Annotated in this window: 12 protein-coding genes; 8 read left to right on the forward strand and 4 right to left on the reverse strand. The window is 41.5% G+C overall.

The annotated features are described in order from the left end of the window. Positions 1–520: 520 nt before the first annotated feature. On the reverse strand, positions 521–1,492 hold the full coding sequence (locus tag NSTC731_RS21510) for an RsmB/NOP family class I SAM-dependent RNA methyltransferase (RefSeq protein WP_445626721.1): 972 nt from the start codon (positions 1,490–1,492) through the stop codon (positions 521–523). 185 nt (positions 1,493–1,677) lie between these two features. Here NSTC731_RS21510 and NSTC731_RS21515 point away from each other — a divergent pair, with 185 nt between their 5' ends. The 4 genes from NSTC731_RS21515 to NSTC731_RS21530 all read left to right on the forward strand — a co-directional run bounded on the left by NSTC731_RS21515 (position 1,678) and on the right by NSTC731_RS21530 (position 9,198). Continuing rightward, positions 1,678–3,096: a DUF2157 domain-containing protein gene (locus tag NSTC731_RS21515; RefSeq protein WP_445626722.1), complete on the forward strand. Its 1,419-nt coding sequence runs from the start codon at positions 1,678–1,680 to the stop codon at positions 3,094–3,096. Between the two features lie 177 nt (positions 3,097–3,273). Next, positions 3,274–3,984 (forward strand): GDYXXLXY domain-containing protein, encoded by a 711-nt coding sequence (locus NSTC731_RS21520; RefSeq protein ID WP_445626723.1) that lies wholly within the window; start codon positions 3,274–3,276, stop codon positions 3,982–3,984. An 816-nt stretch (positions 3,985–4,800) separates the two neighbouring features. Then, the gene (locus NSTC731_RS21525) at positions 4,801–6,165 is read left to right on the forward strand and encodes a hypothetical protein (RefSeq protein ID WP_445626724.1); all 1,365 of its coding nucleotides are present in this window, start codon (positions 4,801–4,803) and stop codon (positions 6,163–6,165) included. 495 nt (positions 6,166–6,660) lie between these two features. After that, a complete protein-coding gene (locus NSTC731_RS21530; protein WP_445626725.1) occupies positions 6,661–9,198 on the forward strand; it encodes a CPBP family glutamic-type intramembrane protease in 2,538 nt (845 codons plus the stop codon). Between the two features lie 170 nt (positions 9,199–9,368). Here the strand turns inward: NSTC731_RS21530 and NSTC731_RS21535 are convergent, their stop codons facing one another. Further along, the gene (locus tag NSTC731_RS21535) at positions 9,369–9,779 is read right to left on the reverse strand and encodes a universal stress protein (RefSeq protein WP_445632139.1); all 411 of its coding nucleotides are present in this window, start codon (positions 9,777–9,779) and stop codon (positions 9,369–9,371) included. Between the two features lie 89 nt (positions 9,780–9,868). Here NSTC731_RS21535 and NSTC731_RS21540 point away from each other — a divergent pair, with 89 nt between their 5' ends. The 3 genes from NSTC731_RS21540 to NSTC731_RS21550 all read left to right on the forward strand — a co-directional run bounded on the left by NSTC731_RS21540 (position 9,869) and on the right by NSTC731_RS21550 (position 12,910). Next, positions 9,869–11,071 (forward strand): phosphoglycerate kinase, encoded by a 1,203-nt coding sequence (locus tag NSTC731_RS21540; protein WP_445626726.1) that lies wholly within the window; start codon positions 9,869–9,871, stop codon positions 11,069–11,071. Positions 11,072–11,157: 86 nt separating this feature from the next. Continuing rightward, a complete protein-coding gene (locus NSTC731_RS21545; protein WP_445626727.1) occupies positions 11,158–11,775 on the forward strand; it encodes an NUDIX hydrolase in 618 nt (205 codons plus the stop codon). A 256-nt stretch (positions 11,776–12,031) separates the two neighbouring features. Next, complete coding sequence (locus NSTC731_RS21550) at positions 12,032–12,910, forward strand: TauD/TfdA dioxygenase family protein (protein WP_445626728.1); 879 nt, start codon at positions 12,032–12,034, stop codon at positions 12,908–12,910. A gap of 138 nt (positions 12,911–13,048) precedes the next feature. Here NSTC731_RS21550 and NSTC731_RS21555 read toward each other — a convergent pair whose 3' ends face one another. Beyond that, a complete protein-coding gene (locus NSTC731_RS21555) occupies positions 13,049–15,223 on the reverse strand; it encodes a protein kinase domain-containing protein (protein ID WP_445626729.1) in 2,175 nt (724 codons plus the stop codon). A 44-nt stretch (positions 15,224–15,267) separates the two neighbouring features. Then, positions 15,268–16,968 carry a protein kinase domain-containing protein gene (locus tag NSTC731_RS21560; RefSeq protein WP_445626730.1) on the reverse strand — a complete coding sequence of 567 codons (1,701 nt, stop codon included), beginning with the start codon at positions 16,966–16,968 and terminating at the stop codon, positions 15,268–15,270. A gap of 169 nt (positions 16,969–17,137) precedes the next feature. Here NSTC731_RS21560 and NSTC731_RS21565 point away from each other — a divergent pair, with 169 nt between their 5' ends. Then, on the forward strand, positions 17,138–18,652 hold the full coding sequence (locus NSTC731_RS21565) for a phenylacetate--CoA ligase family protein (protein ID WP_445626731.1): 1,515 nt from the start codon (positions 17,138–17,140) through the stop codon (positions 18,650–18,652). Positions 18,653–18,695: the final 43 nt, after the last annotated feature.

Consider the following 18,695-nt stretch of genomic DNA (forward strand, 5'->3'; position numbering starts at 1 on the left):
TGGACTATTCGCGAGGAATTTTTCCTGGGTACTTCCGAAAACCAGCAATTCAATTAATTCTTCAACACATATTCATTCTCATTTCGACAGCTTGAAATCCCCGACTTCTTGAAGAAGTCGGGGATATTTTTGTTCGTAACTCCTGCAAGGATTACTAAACCTCGTTTATATTTAGATTTTCTTGGTTACATTTGTCTGTGTAACAGACTCTTTAAGAGGTTGTTTGAAAAGTGGTTGGCTGTGATTAAAATCACATTATTACCCCCCTTGGAAAGGGGGAAAACTAGAAAATCTAGTTCCCTCCCCTTTATAAGGGGAGGGTTAGGGTGGGGTAAAAAATATTTGATACATCAATCATGACTTTTCAAACATGCTCTAAGAAACTCGCAGCGATTTGCTTCAACATCAAACATTAAACCAGCTGGATATAGTATTAGTCGATAACTATAAGGCGCATATTGATACAAGGTATTAAGATGTTCAAAGTTTACATATTGTTACAATTTAAATGCGTAACAGCTTAACTTGACTTTTTCAAGTTTTGGTAGATATACACCGAAGAAATTGTATTTATATCTACTTGTTTAAGCTCAAATTTATCTTCATTAGTATTTTGAAACAGAACTGTAAATGCACCCGCACCTAACCTATCTTGAGGAAACATCCGATAACAAGGAATTGTAGTTAAATGCGATTGATATTCGGCTAAATTACTAATTTCTATCGCTTGAAACTGAGGAAATCGTTCTAAAAACCATTCGCAAACTTGCTCATTTTCTTCAGACGAATATGTGCAAGTCATATAAGCAAGATAGCCTTGCGATGAAACAATTTTAGCAGAGTTAGCTATAATGCGCTTTTGCCGATTTGCACTCTTGTTAATAGCAGTTGGGTGAAAACATCCGGGTGCTTTTTCACCTTTGGCAAGTAAAGATTGTCCAGTACACGGAGCATCTACTATGACTAGATTGCTAGAGCCAGGAAACATTTCGGCAAATATGCTCGAATCTCGATTAACTACCGCGCTAGGGCTAACCTGGCTACGCTTCAAATTAGAAATTAGCATTCCCAGACGTTTGCCAATTACTTCATTGCTGATGAGCAATTCAGGTTTTAAAGCTCTCCAAGCAAAGATACTTTTACCTCCTGGTGCGGCACACATATCAAAAACTAAACGCACAGACTCAGGAATAGCTAACAAAGTACTAGCTGCAAACACCGAAGAAAAATCTAAACAATAGAAATATCCTTTTTCATGCAAAGGATGTTTACCAGGTTTTTCTCCCAGAGATAAGCGGTCTATAAATTGTGGTTGCCAAGCGGTTGGTGTTTCCACTGCAAAAGGCGAGATATCTGGTTTTTCATAACACCAAATAATAGTAGGTGAAAAAGGCTGAGGATTCATTAAAGCCTCAATAAATTTTTCTTGCTCATCTAGATTAGCGAACAAACGCCGCGAGAGTTTAAGTAATAAATTAGAAGGTTTTTCCATGTAGATGATGAATTATCAATTACAAATTACAAATTACGAATTACGAATTAGTACGTTGTATCTAAATCAAAATCAAACTGTTACACAAGAACAATGTAATTAAGGCTTTTGGCTTCATACTCAAAATATAATGACCGCCATTGGGAACGCAATGGCCAAGCTACCCCACTGCACCGGAGAAGGTCATGTTTTTAGATAGTTTTCAGGAAAAATTACGCAAAGAAGCACAACTATGGAGGGATGAAGGATTAATTAGTTCTTCGCAGTATGAGCAGATAGCAGAACGTTATCAATTTAAAAACCTGGAAGCTGCTGCACGCGATCGCAATAAGGCAATAGCGATCGCTATCGGTAGCATACTTTTATGCTTAGGCATAATTACCTTTGTATCAGGAAACTGGCAGGGAGGATCGCGAGAAGTCAAAATTATTTTGATGATGAGTTTGTTTTTTGCGATCGCCATCACTGGATTTTACAGTTGGAGGCCACCTGAAGGAAAGAAACCAGAACGAAGCAAACGCCTACTGGGAGAAGGGTTGCTTATTTTAAGCGCCTTCATCTTCGGTGCAAATTTACTGCTGATGGCCCAGATGTTCAATATCATCGGTTCAGCTTCCCAACTGTTTCTCGCCTGGGGATTCGGTGTTGTAGTCATGGCCTTCAGTTTGTCCTTAAATTCTTTAGGAATTCTGTCAATTATCCTTGTGGAAATCGGCTACTGGACTGGACTAGAAGACTTATGGTACGCAACAGGAGAGTTAACTTGGTCGCGGCTAGTAGTGCAGCATCTGCCTTTGTTGGCATGGCTGGTATTTGTACCCTTAGCCTACTTCTGTCGTTCCCGTTGGATTTTTGGTCTAGCAGCCTTTGTTTTTGCTAGTTCCTTACAAGCTAACCTTAATCCACTGCCATTGCTGAATTATGCTGATATAGCCCCTTGGGTGGCATCTTTTGCTTTTGCACTCCCACCTGCATTATTCTGGAGTTATGATGATTTACTCTTTCCAACCATAAATTACAGGTTGTTTCAATATCTAGCCCGTAATTTAGCGTTGTTAAGCTTTGGCATCGTCTTTTACGTTCTGTCTTTTCGTTGGGTCTGGGAATCTCCTGATTATAGTTATAATCAGCCAACGAATTTGACAAACTTATTCGAGTCTCTGCCGATTATTGATTTGGGGATTCTCAGCGGCTTGGCGGTATTGCAATGGTTGTTTCTACTGCGCCAAAGAAATAATCCTCCGCGCCGCGAAGTGATTTTCACAACTGCTGTCATTAGTACATTTCTTGTCTTTATTGCAATAGTACCTTTTTGGCATCAAACTATCAGCCGGATTGATGAACTTGGCATTTTTATTTTCAATGTACTTCTTGCAACATTAGCCTGGGGACTAATTCAAGAAGGATTGAAATTAAGCAACAGAATTTCCTTTTGGGGCGGTATGCTGTTAGTAACACTGCAAATTATCAGTCGCGTGCAGGAGTACGACACCGACTTACTTTTTAGGTCGCTAGTCTATGTCCTGTGCGGTTCTGCTTTAATTAGCGCTGGACTCTGGTTTGAACGCCGCCTACCTGGTGGTAGCTCTACAGGTAAAAAGTAGGGCAAATTTTAGATTTTGAATTTTAAATTTTAGATTGAATAAAAAATCTAAAATCCAAAATCCAAAATCCAAAATTCAGAAATCTCTGTGCGTCAAAGTTTTTAAAGTTTCTCTGCGTTAGTCCTAATCTCATTACTTTTAACCTCTTCAAGACCTCTGCTTTTTAGGACTACGCTCATGACTAATACTTCTTCTGAATCTAAGAATAAACCCTTGTCTCCGGAAGCTGAATTTTCCAGTAAGGTGACTTTTCGGGATTACTTGATTGCTACTGAACAAAAATCGAATAAGCCCTTACCTTTTTGGCGGTTACTTGCTCCCCTAGCGCTGCAAACAGGGTTAATTATGGCAGTACCAGCCCAAGCAGTTTATACAGATGTAACAGGTAAGACGGTGATTTTGCAAACCGTACCTGTAGACCCTAATAATGCGATCGCAGGTAACACCTTAGCCTTAGATTACAACATATCCCGTACCTCAAATTTGAGCAGACTACCTGGCTGGCAAACATTAGTCAGCAAAGGTCGGGGAAGTGGCAGAAGATTGCCTGAAGGAACTAACATATATGTGACTTTGCAAGAGCAATTCTCTTCTGGTCGCGGTGTTCCTAGAGCTTGGAGACCATTACGAGTAAGTAGCGATCGCCCCACAACTCTTAGAGCCAATCAGGCAGCCTTAAAAGGTGTTTATCAGGATGGTTCCGTTAACTACGGCTTAGAAACATATTACATCCCAGAAAACCAACGGCAACAGATTCGCAACGACTTACAAACCCAACGCGCCCGCAGAGGACAAGTACCACCGATTGTGGTCAAGGCAAAAGTAGACCCACAAGGAAAGGCAGTGCCAGTTAGTATGTGGGTGCGCGATCGCAACTATCGCTTTTAAGCTGTTAGGTAAAGCGTGTAAATATGCAAGCTTTGTCTCTAAAGTTCTGAGCGCCCCAAGTCAGCGCTCAGAATTTTCTGTTTGTCATTTGTAAATACAAATGACAAACAAAGAAGTTAATTTTAATACTTGAAGCTGAGTTAACTCTAAGTTATAGTTGCACTTCAAGACCGTCAACTTTTTATGTACAATCACTTACGCCGAGAGTTACAAAACATCCATAATTTTATAGTCTGCACATTAGATTGTCACGCGATCGTTAAAATATAAAGAATACGTAAATAACACTACTCTTATATAAATTTTTCAACAACAAACATGAAAATAATATAAAGATTTTTATTAAATTATAGAAATCTAAGTAAATTTTCGCTATGTAAGTACTATCAGGTTATGATTTGGTTTCTATTTTCAAATATCGAATAAAAGATTATTTTTTGTCATTAACAATCTTAGAGGATGTTTGAAAAGTCGCAAAGTATGCTAAAGATCCCTCTCAAAACCTCTCCCCGATATGGAGAGGGGCTTTGAAACTCCCCTTTCCCTACAAGAAAATGGGGTTAGGTTTGGGAAGTTTTGGTGTTAGGAATAATACTTTTCAAGCATCCTCTTAGAGGTTGTTGAGATCGTGACAAAAAATTCGTCAATTAATACTTGTTAAGTTTGCAACTTTCTAGTTCTGACTCTGTGAACTTCCGATCGAATAAAGCCCGATCTCAGAGTTATCTGTGAATTCTGACTTAAAGAATTCTTATTGAAAGAGCAAGACTTTCAGGGATTAAAGCTTTATCACACTCAATTGAGGAAAGTTATATTATGTCCAGACTAATTGTTTCTGTTCCCCCGCTCGTAGGCACCTCTGGCTCGGATCTAGTGGTGGGCCAAGAGGATAATGGATTCCCAGCAGAGGATAATGCATTCCCAGCAATTGGAATTGAGGTTCTAAAAAATGGAGTCATTAATACTCAAGCAGGCAACGACACTATCGAGGGTAGTGGCACAGGCGGCAGCAGCAGCTTTGACGCAGGCACTGGCACAGGCATTGCTAACAGTGGCATCATTAATACAGGGATAGGAGATGATACAATCTTTGGCACAGGTACTGGTGGTAGTGGGTATCGATCCATCTATGAAGCTGGTATAGGTATCTCCAATACTCAGGGTGGCTATATCAATGGAGGAGATGGAAAAGATTTGATCTCCGGTTTGGGGACATCCTTTAGTACAGGCATCCAAAACACTAAGGATAGCCGTATTGATGGAGGAAAGGGGGACGACTCTATCTCTGGAAGTAGAATTGGAACATTTATATTTAGCGGGTTTGCTATAGGAATCTCTAACACTGAGAGCAGCGATATTAATGGAGGAGAAGGGAACGATTCTATCTCCGGAACTGGAACTGGTGGAATTGCTTACAATGGAGGAGATGGTACAGGCATCTTCAACAGTGGTGGCAGCGACATTAATGGAGGAGACGGAAACGATTTTATTACTGGTATCGGCAAGGGCAGTGATGCAGAAGAAGGAGATCCGTTCCACAGTGACTACTATTCGGGTAAGGGTACAGGCATCTCCAACGGTGAGGGTAGCACGATCAGTGGAGGCAAGGGAAACGACTTCCTCTCTGGCACAGGCACAGGCGGTAGAGGACTGTCCGATGACCCTTTTTACACAATTGCACCTAGTGTAGGTATAGGTGTTGTTAACAGTGGCACGATCAGTTTAGGCGATGGCAACGATAGCATCATTGGTACTGGCATTAGTAAAGGCATAGGTATTGTTAATACTAATGGCATTATCTATGGAGGAGAAGGAAATGATACCCTTACTGGGTATGGCGCTAATACTGGCATCCAAGGTGGCACAATTGATGGCGAAAACGGTAACGATTACTTCAAAGCCCGTCGAATTGATGATAGCGGTAAAGCCATTTCAAACCAAGGGGGCGCGATCGCCAATGTCTTGCTTAAGGGTGGATGTGGAGCCGACACATTTGATGTTGGTTACGGTAATGCCACAATCAATGGTGGATCGGGATGGGATAAACTAATTCTGTCTGATTTAAAAACTGATTACACCATTCTAGGCAGCTCCAATAATTACACCATTAAACGTGATGAGTTCACCCTTAATGTCTTGAATGTTGAGGAAATCGTCTTTTTTGGCACTGCTCCACTGTAAACTGTGTTTGGTAATTACCTGATTGAAAAAGCTAGAAATAGGCATCTAGAACAAAAAACCTATAGCTACACAGAAGTCTTATTCTCGTTACTTTAGACCTCTGCTTTTTACGACTACGCTCATGGCTAAAATACAGCAGTTTTATTTTGCATAAAGTATAAAGCTATGGATTTTTAGGCGAGAGACAGAAGATTGCCTGAAGAAAGTAACATCTACGTGATTTTGCAAGAGCAACTATCCTCTATTCACGGTGTTCCTAGAGCTTGGAGACTGTTACGAGTAAATAGCGATCTTTTATTAGATATTTGGTGAAAAATAATATAGAGACATAGTAATGCTACCTCTCTACAAAGGTTATAGGTAAAGCATATTTAATTTCACCAGATGTCTTATATATTGCTTACATTTAGAATCAAATAATCCTGGATTACAGCAGAGACTCAAAACAGTGTATTTATAGTAAGATAATCGGCAACTAAAACTTACTGATTATATATGATTTTCGGTGGATTGAATCAAAAAACAAGGCTACTATTTACGAGATTTTTACTGCTAGTGTTCATTGCAGTAATTGCGTTGTGCCAACTTTCCCCAAGCCAAAGCCAGTTAGTACAACAAGAAAGCAATTACGCGAGCCATATTCGACAAAACTTTAATCAATCTAGTTTTTATCCCATTGCACAAATTCCATCTGCAAACCTTTATAAACCTATTGGCGACTGGGTAGGAAGGTTAATTTTACCAACAAAACAGCAATTACAAGATGGTTTAGATTGGGTATGGATGGAAGTGCAATATGCACCACCCAATGCACAAGAATTAGTAGGTAAAATTGTGCGTTTGGAGTGGAAAAAGAATAAAGATTTGCTTGCTTTAGAACGAGCCGTAACGCGAGATATAAATTTCACTCCTGAAGTGATTAAAAGTCAAAAACAAGGAAATATTCATCCTTTTCGACTAAATAGAGTTCGTCAGGTAGGGATTTTACGCTCTTTGGCTGGTGCAAATCCTGATGATGAAGCAATTGTGGCTTTAGATTCAAGTACAATCATTGATGCAAGTCAAGAAAAACCTATTTTGCAAATTGAACGCGAACCTATTTTAGCAACGGGTAGGTTTTATGGGTTAGTAAAAATAATTAAACCGATTCAATCTAGCGAGAAAACTATTTTATCTTCTAACGCAAAGCAGTATAACGGTTATTTTTTAGTACAGCATTATAATGCTAATTCAAATAAATTTGATGGTTTTCAAGAAACTATTCGTATTCCCCAACAATTAATAGATAAGCGAAATTTTGCTCCTTCAAGTTTGCGGCAAATCGAGCGATCGCCTGCGGGTGAAGATGGGTGGTATATTTATGGCGCTGCCGATGCAAAGGGCGTATTTACGGTACGCGCACTTGCACCTCGTTCTCTGTTGCAAATTCAACCCCGTCAAATTATTACTGGTAAAGAATTAGGTCTAAATTACATCCAAGAGGTAAATTGGCAAAATACTGAAAACAATAAAGGTAAATTCAATACTGTATTATTAACACCTGGAGAAACACAAAATTCACTTAATCAATCTATATCAACATGGCAAGAAGGGAATAAAGCTATTGTTTTACACCTATTTGGTGGAATTGGCGGACGTAAAGCTGAAGCATTGGGAGTACCTTATACTATCACCGGACATTTCGCTTTTGGAATTGCAGAAGTTGTCCGCGATGAGTTTACTAAGGAATTACGCTTCGAGACTAAATACCACCAAATTTATGCCCATAACCCCGATGGAATTATTGCCGGAACGCATACATGGGCTGATTACATGGGTAATTTACAACGTGGTTGGCTAGCAACACGTCCAGTATCAGATATTCTGATCGAATTCGACCCTGTAACGCAGGATTATGATTTTGATGGTGTCAAACTTTCGCCTTTAGAGCAATTCCAGCAACAATTACAGGTAACAATGGCACGTTATCGAGTTGGTGATGGAACTGGTGGCGCAATGGTATCACCTGCTACCTCATGCGTCCAAGACTCAAGCCAAGCACTTTATGCTGCAATACTGGCAATTAAAAACCAAGTTGCTATAACTCCTCAAATTCAAACTTGGATACGCGCCAACCCTAATCACCCGCAAACTTTACGCTTTCAGCAGCTAGTTGAATTAGGTCAATCTTTGGAACAACAGTTAGCACCCTTGGGTATAGTTCGCGCTGATTGGCAAAGTCAAGCAGGTATACTCGCAGGTACAGGCAGAGGAAAAACGACGAAACCATTTCAAGATCGTAGTATTTGGGCTGGTTTGACAACATGGCGAACAATAATGCCTAGACTTGCACACGACGACCTAGCCGCAATATTTTTAAAACATGGCGCAACTATGCAAGTATTGCGAACCAATCAAGTCGGTGGTTGGGAACCTAATATTACACCCATTGCCCCAACAGCACTTTTAGGACAAATTAAGATTCCTTTTACCAATATTTCACCACTTTCAATTCTTTTAAATCGCGTTTTAGCGTCCTTAGTAATTCCAAGGCTAAAAGATTGGTTAGTTATTGTTGTACTGCTGGTAATTTATAGTATTTTTGCTCTACCTTATGGTTGGAAATTTGGATTTTTACAGATAGAACTATGGTCTGCAAATTGGATTGATAAATACTTGTTAATGTTGCGTTGTTTATTTTTACCTGCAATTGTGGAAGAACTCGTTTTTCGCGTTTTTTTACTTCCTCATCCTAGCGAAATCACCAATTGGCTTCAATGGTCTTTGTGGGCAATAGTGAGTTTATTATTATTTGTTTTGTATCATCCCTTGAATGCTAAAACTTTTTATAAAGCTGGAATTCCTACATTTTTCGAGCGTGTTTTTCTTGTTTTAGCGGCATTTTTGGGAATTATCTGTACTGTTGCATATATCCTTACAGGATCTTTATTTGCAATCGTTTTAATTCACTGGGTTGTTGTAGTAGTTTGGTTAATCGTTTTTGGCGGAATCAGAAAATTAGATAATCAAAAAATTCAGAATGCTAAGGTTTAAGGAGGCAGGGGGCAGGAGGTAGGAGTCAATCATGCTTGCTTAAGGCTAAAACTTGATGCCTTTATTTAGCACTACTAAATCTAGGACAACCTTCCTCAGCCCCCTTTTTACAACAACCGCAAAACTTTTTATTAGCGATCGCACTACAATCAATATTCCACAACACACTGCTAAGGCACAATCAACACTGGGCAAGGAGAAAGGTTAATTACGCGAGTGGTAACACTATCATCCGCTCCCTCTTCAGTCAAACCTAGCCCCCGACAGCCCATGATAATTAAATCTGCCCCGATTTCATCAGCGACATCGCAGATCGTAAAAGCTGGTTTGCCTCGCCTTTCTAAGGTTTCAGATTGAATTCCTTGCCCAGAAAATAAAGATTGGGCATTTTCCAGCAGTTTCGCAACTACCTCTGGTGACACCATCGGATCGTCGGCACTAGGCGCATCTGGAGGTGGTTCTTCTACCACAGACAGCAGCACCAAGCGACTGCCGTACTTTTTGACTACGTTGGTGACAACATCAGCAGCTTCCCGCGTTTCCCGGCTTTGATCGATAGGAAATAATACCGTCTTAAATATATCTGTCACTTGGGTACCCCTGACTCCGGTAAAATCTTGATGGTTCTACTTTCAAAACAATAACAAAAAGGCAATCAGGAGAGTTTGGTGTGTCCAAAAAAAGTTTAGCAAGTTTATCTTCGGCTGATATCTCTGGGAAACGTGCCTTAGTGCGGGTTGACTTTAATGTGCCTGTGGACGATCGAGGCAACATTACCGACGATACTCGCATTCGCGCCGCTCTACCAACCATCCAAGATTTGACGCAGAAGGGAGCTAAGGTCATTCTCGCCAGCCATTTTGGCCGTCCCAAGGGTGTGGATGACAAATTACGCCTAACTCCCGTTGCCAAGCGTCTGTCAGAGTTACTGGGGCAAGAAGTCGTTAAAACTGATGACTCCATTGGCGATGAAGTTGCAGCTAAAGTTGGCGCTCTGCAAAATGGCCAAGTGCTGTTACTGGAAAATGTGCGTTTTTACCCAGAAGAAGAGAAAAATGACCCAGAATTTGCGGAAAAATTGGCAGCTAATGCTGATTTTTATGTAAATGATGCTTTTGGTACTGCACACCGCGCCCATGCTTCCACTGAAGGTGTGACTAAATTCCTCAGTCCTTCTGTGGCTGGATATTTGGTTGAGAAGGAATTGCAATATCTGCAAAACGCCATTGAAAATCCCCAACGTCCTTTAGCGGCAATTATTGGCGGTTCCAAAGTTTCCAGCAAAATTGGCGTAATTGAAACACTGCTAGAGAAGTGCGACAAGCTGATCATCGGTGGTGGGATGATTTTCACCTTCTACAAAGCCCGTGGTTTGAATGTTGGTAAGTCTTTGGTAGAAGAAGACAAGCTGGAACTAGCGAAATCTTTGGAAGCTAAGGCTAAGGAACGGGGCGTTGCTTTATTGCTTCCCACCGATGTGGTATTGGCAGATAACTTTGCCCCAGATGCCAATTCTCAAACCGTTAGCATTGAGAATATCCCCGATGGTTGGATGGGTTTGGATATTGGGCCAGACTCGGTGAAATTTTTCCAAGAAGCCCTTGCAGATACCAAAACGGTAATTTGGAACGGGCCAATGGGTGTGTTTGAGTTTGATAAATTTGCGAAAGGTACGGAAGCGATCGCTCATACTCTGGCTGAAATCGGTAAAACTGGCACAACTACCATTATCGGCGGTGGTGACTCAGTAGCGGCTGTGGAAAAAGTTGGTTTAGCCGACCAAATGAGCCATATCTCCACCGGCGGCGGCGCTAGCTTGGAGTTACTTGAAGGCAAGGAATTGCCTGGAATTACAGCTTTAGATGATGCTTAATATAGACGTTACAGCAATTTTCAGCTAATTAAACCATCGTTAGGGGCGCACATCTGTGCGCTTCTAGCGTAAATAGGAGAAAAACTGTGGAAACCAAATGGCTGGAATGGGCACAGAAGTTACAAGCGATCGCTCAAAATGGTTTGACTTATTCTGAGAATGTTTATGATATAGAACGTTACAAACAATTACGAGCGATCGCCACGGAAATCATGGCGAGTTACTCAAATGTAGAACACAGCTATATTCTCGATTTATTTAGCCGTGAACTCGGATATGCAACTCCCAAAGTTGATGTGCGAGGAGCAATTTTTCGTGACGATACTATATTGTTAGTCAAGGAGCGAGTAGACGGCTGCTGGACTTTACCTGGTGGATGGGCTGATGTTGGCGAGTCGCCCAGTGAGGCAGTTGTGAAAGAAATATATGAAGAATCTGGATACCAAGCACGTGCAATCAAACTCTTAGCTGTCTATGACAGAAACAAACAGGGACATCCACCATTACCGTTTTATATCTACAAGCTGTTTTTTCACTGCGAACTTATTGGTGGTTCTCCATCATCAAGTATTGAAACTGAAGAAGTAGGTTTTTTTCCTGAAGGTGCGTTACCAGAACTTTCTCTCGGACGTGTGACACCAGCACAAATAAATCGACTTTTTCAACATTATCGCCAACCAAATTTACCGACAGACTTTGATTAGTATAGGAATCCGGTTTGATTTCTGAAAAAAATCCGTACACTTATAATCCTCTTCTTCACTATTGCCTATTGCCTATTGCCTGTTCCCTGCCTCTACGAGTAATTTCAAAAATCAAATACTAGTCCTATAGCTCCTTCAATATTTAATATACTTGGGCAACTTTTTTAGATAAGATACTACTACAGAAATTTCCTATCTACACTAATTAACTATATAGTTCGATCCGATAGTTTGCTACCAAAATAAATGCATAGCAATGATTCAAATTACTCAACAACAAACAATCCAGCACCACCCAAGACTGGGAATTGAAGTCCTGCGCGGTTGCAATCTTAACTGCCTCACAGAAATAGAGTCGCGTGAATTAAAAGAATCACTTTGGAAACATGGCGTTGTAGTCGTTAGACAGCAACAGATAACTGCACAACAATTAAAAGAATTTGCCAAGCAGACCTTTGGCGATTTTATGTTTGGCGGCCCTCCGAAAACATTAGATCCTGAGATTAGTCCAGATTTACAAAGCCAATATGTTTATATATTGGGCAATCCAAAGGGGCCGGTTGCCGATCCAGCCGGGAAATATGCGTGGCAATGGCATCATGATAAAGATGGCCTCCCCAGTACAGAGGGACTGGATATGAACGCACTATATGTTGTGATGCTTTATGGAATACAAGTGCCGGAAGGTGTAGATGGGCAACCTCACACTACTGAGTTCCTCGATATGGTAGAAGCTTACAATAATCTAGATCCTCAACATCAGCAGCAATTAGAGCAGATGTCGATGTATCACTCGCCACCAAGATTTTCTCAAAAACCCAATGCAGATACTGATATACCGAAGAAACTGCATCCCATTGTGTCCACTCACAAAGTCACTGGTAAAAAGGGATTATATTTAGGTTCGGACACTGCGATCGCAGTTGGTATGGAAGATCGACCAGAAGAAGCAAAACGTTTCTGGGAAGATTTGTTTAGGACTGTTCTCGACTGCACGCCAGTCTACTCTCATGTTTGGCAGCCAGGAGATATTCTTTTTTGGGACAACTCACAAGTGATGCACAGAGGTAGACCCTACGATCCAATGAAGCACCAGCGAATTGCGTTGCGTTTAGGTGTAGTGCAGACAGATTGAAAGACACTACTACAATAGACTTCTTGGCATTGTGGGGAAAAGGGTAAGGGGTAAAGGGTAAAGGGTAAAAATATGGAATTTTCCCTTAACCTTTAACCTTTACCCAACATTTTTAATTTTTAATTCCGCCTTGCGGTACTAGGGCGTTGTCTCAGGTGTTGGTGTTGGTGTTGGTTCAGGTTCAGGTGTGGAGGTTTCTATAGGCGTGGGTGTTTGCGTAGGTGTCGGCGTTGGCGTGGGAGTTGGTGCAGGTGTGGATGTTTCCGTGGGCGTGGGTGTTGGTGGTGGGGGAGCGATGGGATTTTCCGCTGTAATAGTGAGTTGATAATCTACTGGTTTCGTTGCTGTGGAAACCACGACAAACTCATAAAATCCATTTTCTGGTAATTTAGTTGACAAACTACGCTTGGTAGAATCTTCTAAAAATCGAATTTTGCCAGAGGGTGAATAGACTGATAACAAAACTTGGGAATTTGCTTCTAGCTTCAAATCCAGAGATTGGTCTTTGGCAAGTCCAGCAATGAATACTTTACCACTACCAGATTGGAGAGTACCATTGACTGTTTTGCCAGTAGCTCCCGGAGCGAAGACAAGTTTCTGGAAAGCGCTACCGTCAAGGATTGCACTGAGTCGATCGCTAACAAATCCATACCAAACTTGTCCAATGGGCTGACCTTGGAAACTTTTACCCCGTTGCTCAGGAAATACACTGAAGAAAGCAGTATCTCCCAAATCATACAAAGAACGACTACCAACGTTGACTTTGTTGACTTCCACTTTCCAGCGATCGCGTTCAGCAGTTGTGTAAGTTCCTAGTTTTTGGCGGGCATTATTACTCAGTGGTGCAAGCTTTTCTAGTAATTCCGAAGCTGTTTTATCCCACTCTGCGCGCAAACTTTCATCTTCAGGACCATTACTGAGAGTACGTCCCCGTAAACTGGGATTTCTGTCCCAAAAAACTTGATTCACTAAGTTCACGTAGAAGTTAGAGTCAATACCCAACTGTTGACGGCGATCGCTTAATCTTTCTTTGCGTTCTCGTTCTGCTGGCGAATATTGCGCTAAAGGATCGGTTGGTTGTTCGCTGGTTGGAATGGGGCTGGCTGTAGGATTAGGATCGACTTGCCCGACATCTCGCCTGCCATTCAATCCCCACCAAATTAATCCCACACTCCCAACTACTAGCGCCGCCACAATAAAGGTTTTTGTTGGCGTCCACCAGGAGGAAGAGGGGGAAGATGAGGGATATGAGGGATATGGAGGGGTTGGGGAAGGTGGGGGAGGTGGGGAGACGGCGACGGTGGCGGCTGTGGGTTGTGGTGGAGTGGGATATTGAGTTGGCGGATAATTCGCTGGGGGTGAGTTGAGGGCTTGGAGTACTTGACGGGCTGATTGATAGCGATCGCTTGGTCTAGCCGATAGCATTTTATCTAATACCTGTGCCAGATTTTGACTCAGATTAACTTCCCGTCGCCACTGCCAGGTGAGAGTATAAGTATCAATTAATTCTTGGGGTTGTTTCCCTGTCAGTAATACCAACATTGTTGCAGCCAAAGCATACAAGTCGCTGTGGGGAGATACTAACCCAGTTTGCATTTGTTCTGGCGGTGCAAATCCGATTTTTCCTAATAAGGTTGGTGCTGGCGGAGGTGCAACCATGCCGGGTTGGTAATATTCGGAAGCTACGGTTGCTACTACTTGTTTGACACCACCAAAATCAATTAAAACTGGCAGTTTGTCAACAGTCCGAAGCATTAAATTATCTGGAGAAATATCTCGATGAATTACTCCTAGTGAATGAATGTATTCCAACACTGGCAAAATTGAAAAGAATAATTGGCGTATTTCCGCCTCTGTAAAGCGTAAACCCTGTTGTAGTCGGGTATTTAACAAAGAATTGTAAGTTTCCCCTTCTACATAATCTTGCACCAAAAATAGATATTCTTTGCCCCCTAAATTCAGCCGCAGCAGTTCCCGGAAACGGGGAATTTGGGGATGTTGCAGTTTATAAAGAACACTCGCTTCTCTCTCAAAGAGTTCTTCAGCTTTTTGGACAACGTAAGCGGTTTGAACTTGGGGGGAAAATTCTTTTAAAACGCAAAGTTCGCGGAAACGGTTGACATCTTCAGCCAAATAAGTGCGTCCGAAGCCACCTTGGCCAATTTGACGCACGATCGCATAGCGATCGCCTAAAGTCATTCCTGGTTGGATACTATAACTCATGGGCGTATCCAACAAATTCTCACCACACTGGAGACAAAAGCGGCTACCTGGGGAATTTTCATGTCCTTTAGAACAATATATTTTTGTCATTTGTCACTTGTCATTTGTTATTAAGTTATTTCTCCCCAGTCGCCTTATTTGCCAGATTGTACTTTACTGACTCGATCGGCTGCGATCGCATACCAAATTTGACCAAAAGTCTGTTGATTTAGTTTCTTACGCTGTTGATCGGGAAACAAGCGATCGAATTTTTCATTGGTGTCTTTGGTCAGTTGATCGATTGTATAGTTGCCAAACTGCCCCGATCGCGCTTCTCGTCTCCATGTATCGTAATCTTTTTGACTATAATTCCCTAATTTCCGACGAGCTGCTGTACTGAGGTCAGCCTGTTCTAGTTTATCCAATAAATTATCGGCGATATCAGACCATTCATCTCGTAAACCAGCATCTTCAGGCTTAGATGTCAGGCTACGTCCCTTTAATTCTGGTTTTTTTGTATAAAATAAATCGTCTACTGTGCGAATAAAAAATCCTTCAGTAATTTCTAACTCTTGACGACGAGTGATAATTTTCTGGAGGTCGCTATTTTTTCCTTTGTCGCCTGTTGGTTTACCGCTAGGATTGGGAAACTGGGGGATTTGCGGTAATGAAATTGATGGAATAGTAATTGAAGTTACACTCTTAATCACTGCATTTACTACCGCCCAAGCACCTGCGCCAGTTAAAACAACTAAAGCCGTTCCCCCTAAACTCATCACAAAAGGGCGAATCCAAACAGGGAAAGATGCTGGTTTAACAATTGCTTGCGTCTGCCTCTGGAATCTGCTCATAACAGCACTGGCGCGTTGTCTTCCTGGAGCAACGACCATCGTCTTGATCTTGGTGGTAATATAATTACCTGAAGATTTAGTTGCAGTTGGCGATGGTAAATCTCTAAGGATTTGCTCGGCTCGTTGGTAGCGATCGCTCGGTCGATAAGCCAGCATCTTTTTTAACACTGTTTCTAGTTTGGGACTAACTTGGATTTCTTTTCCCCACCTCCAAATTCCCTGATAGCTGTCGTATAGTTTCTGCGGTTCTTGACCTGTGAGTAACACCAGTGATGTTACCGCTAAAGAATATAAATCACTACTAAAAAATGCCTTTCCCTGCCGTAGCTGTTCTTCGGGAGCGTAACCTTTTTTACCCAATAAAGTATTATTTTCAGCTAACTTGGTACGCCAAAAACCTTGAGAAGCTGGCAATTGCTTGACGCCACCAAAATCAATTAGCACTGGTAGATTATCAGAACGCCGCCAAATTAGATTATCGGGAGAGATATCGCGGTGAATTACATCTTGTGAGTGGATGTATGATAATACAGGTAAAATTTGTTGCAGGAGGGTGATTACTTCCTCTTCACTAAAGGTTTTTCCTTGACTTTCACGCTGTTCTAATAACTGGTAGTAATTTTCACCATCCACATAATCTTGCACTAAAAAGAAAAAATCTTTAGTGCCTATCTTCACTTGTAGCGAGGCGTGAAAACGGGGAATCTGTGGATGCTGGAGTTTTTTTAGGACATTAGCTTCTCTCTCAAATAACTCTTTAGCTTTTTGTAAATCTTGATTTTCTTGTACTTGGGGTGCAAATTCCTTCAGCACACAGGTTTGATGGGATTTATTGATATCTTCCGCCAAATAGGTGCGTCCAAAACCACCCTGTCCTAGATGACGGATAATCTGATAGCGATTATCTACAACCTGTCCCACAGCAAGAGGTAATGGTTCGCCACAATGGGTGCAAAAGCGGTTACTACCATTATTTGTGTGTTGTTTACTGCAATAGAGCTGCATGGTGCTGAAGGATAAATTAAGGTTTTATTTAATGACTACAACGCACATACCTTCATTTTCGGATATTCTACGAATTACGTAGCTTGCTTCTCGCATGAAGGCGAGTATTACGAATTACGAATTATTTTAAACGGTGTTGGTTCTACTTCAGGATAAATAAGCAAGTGTCATGAACGGCAAATCAAGACAGCAGCAAGTAATTAAAGCATTTGAAGATTTTTTGTCTACCCCCCTAGAAACTCTACTGCAAAGGCATCTCAACACTCAAACTTCAGCAGCTTTGAGTTTATTTCACGATGTGGCGGCGAATGTACCAGCCTACAAGGCGTTTTTAGCAGAAAGGGAAATTAATCCCGCGACTATTCAAACCTTAGAGCAGTTTCAAAAACTACCAGCGATCGCTAAACAAAATTATATACTGCGTTATCCTCTAGCTGACTTGTGCCGCAACGGACAACTCCAAGCGTGCGACATGATAGCTGCTTCATCAGGTTCCAGTGGGAAACCGACATTTTGGCCTCGTTTTTTCACAGATGAACTCCAAATCGCCACACGCTTTGAACAGATTTTTCACGATAGTTTCTATGCAGATACCAGACGTACCCTAGCAGTGATTTGTTTCACTTTAGGCACTTGGGTAGGTGGAATGTTTACCACTAATTGCTGTCGTTATCTTGCTAGCAAAGGTTATCCCATCACTGTAATTACTCCTGGTAACAACAAAGAAGAAATCTTGCGAGTTGTCCAAGAACTTGCTTCAGGTTTTGAGCAAGTTGTGTTATTAGGATACCCGCCATTTTTAAAAGATGTGATTGACACTGGTATCGCTCGTGGTGTGGAGTGGCAGCAATATCAGATTAAATTAGTGATGGCGGGAGAAGTATTTAGTGAAGAATGGCGGAGTTTAGTTGGCGAAAGAGTTGGTTCGCGAAATCCTTGTTATGATTTTGCATCACTTTACGGCACTGCGGATGCGGGAGTTTTGGGTAATGAAACCCCGTTAAGTATTTGTATTCGCCGTTTTTTGGCAGAAAATCCCGATGCAGCTAGAACTTTATTTGGGGAATCGCGTTTACCCACGCTAGTACAATACGATCCTTTCACTCGCTTTTTTGAAGTTCAAGATGGCGGATTGCTGTTTTCGGGAGATAACGGTATTCCCTTAGTGCGTTATGACATCTTGGATACTGGTGGGATAATTAGTTATGATGCCATACTGCAATTTTTAGCAGAATGGGGATTTAACCCGTTGGAAAATCTCCGTTTCGATACTCAAGAATCACCAAGAGGTATTCATCAGCTACCTTTTGTTTATGTCTTTGGACGTTCTAACTTTACAGTTTCCTACTTTGGCGCAAATATCTATCCCGAAAATGTGACGGTGGGATTAGAACAACCAGGAATTCAAGAATGGGTGACGGGTAAATTCGTGTTGCAGGTGAAAGAAGATGCTGATAAAAACCGATTTTTATCTGTAGTTGTGGAATTAGCTGTAGGGGTAGAGGGTAATGAAGCCCAAAGACTTGCGATCGCTTCTTCTATTCTTTCACAATTGTTACGTCTCAATAGTGAGTTTGCTAATTATGTTCCCGTAGAATATCAAACACCACAGGTTACATTAGCTCCAATGGGGGATTTTGAATATTTCCCGATTGGGGTGAAACATCGGTATACGCGTCAATAGTATAAGACGCGATGAATCGAATACAGGAAGAAGACGCGATGAA

The organism is Nostoc sp. DSM 114167, from assembly GCF_052692655.1.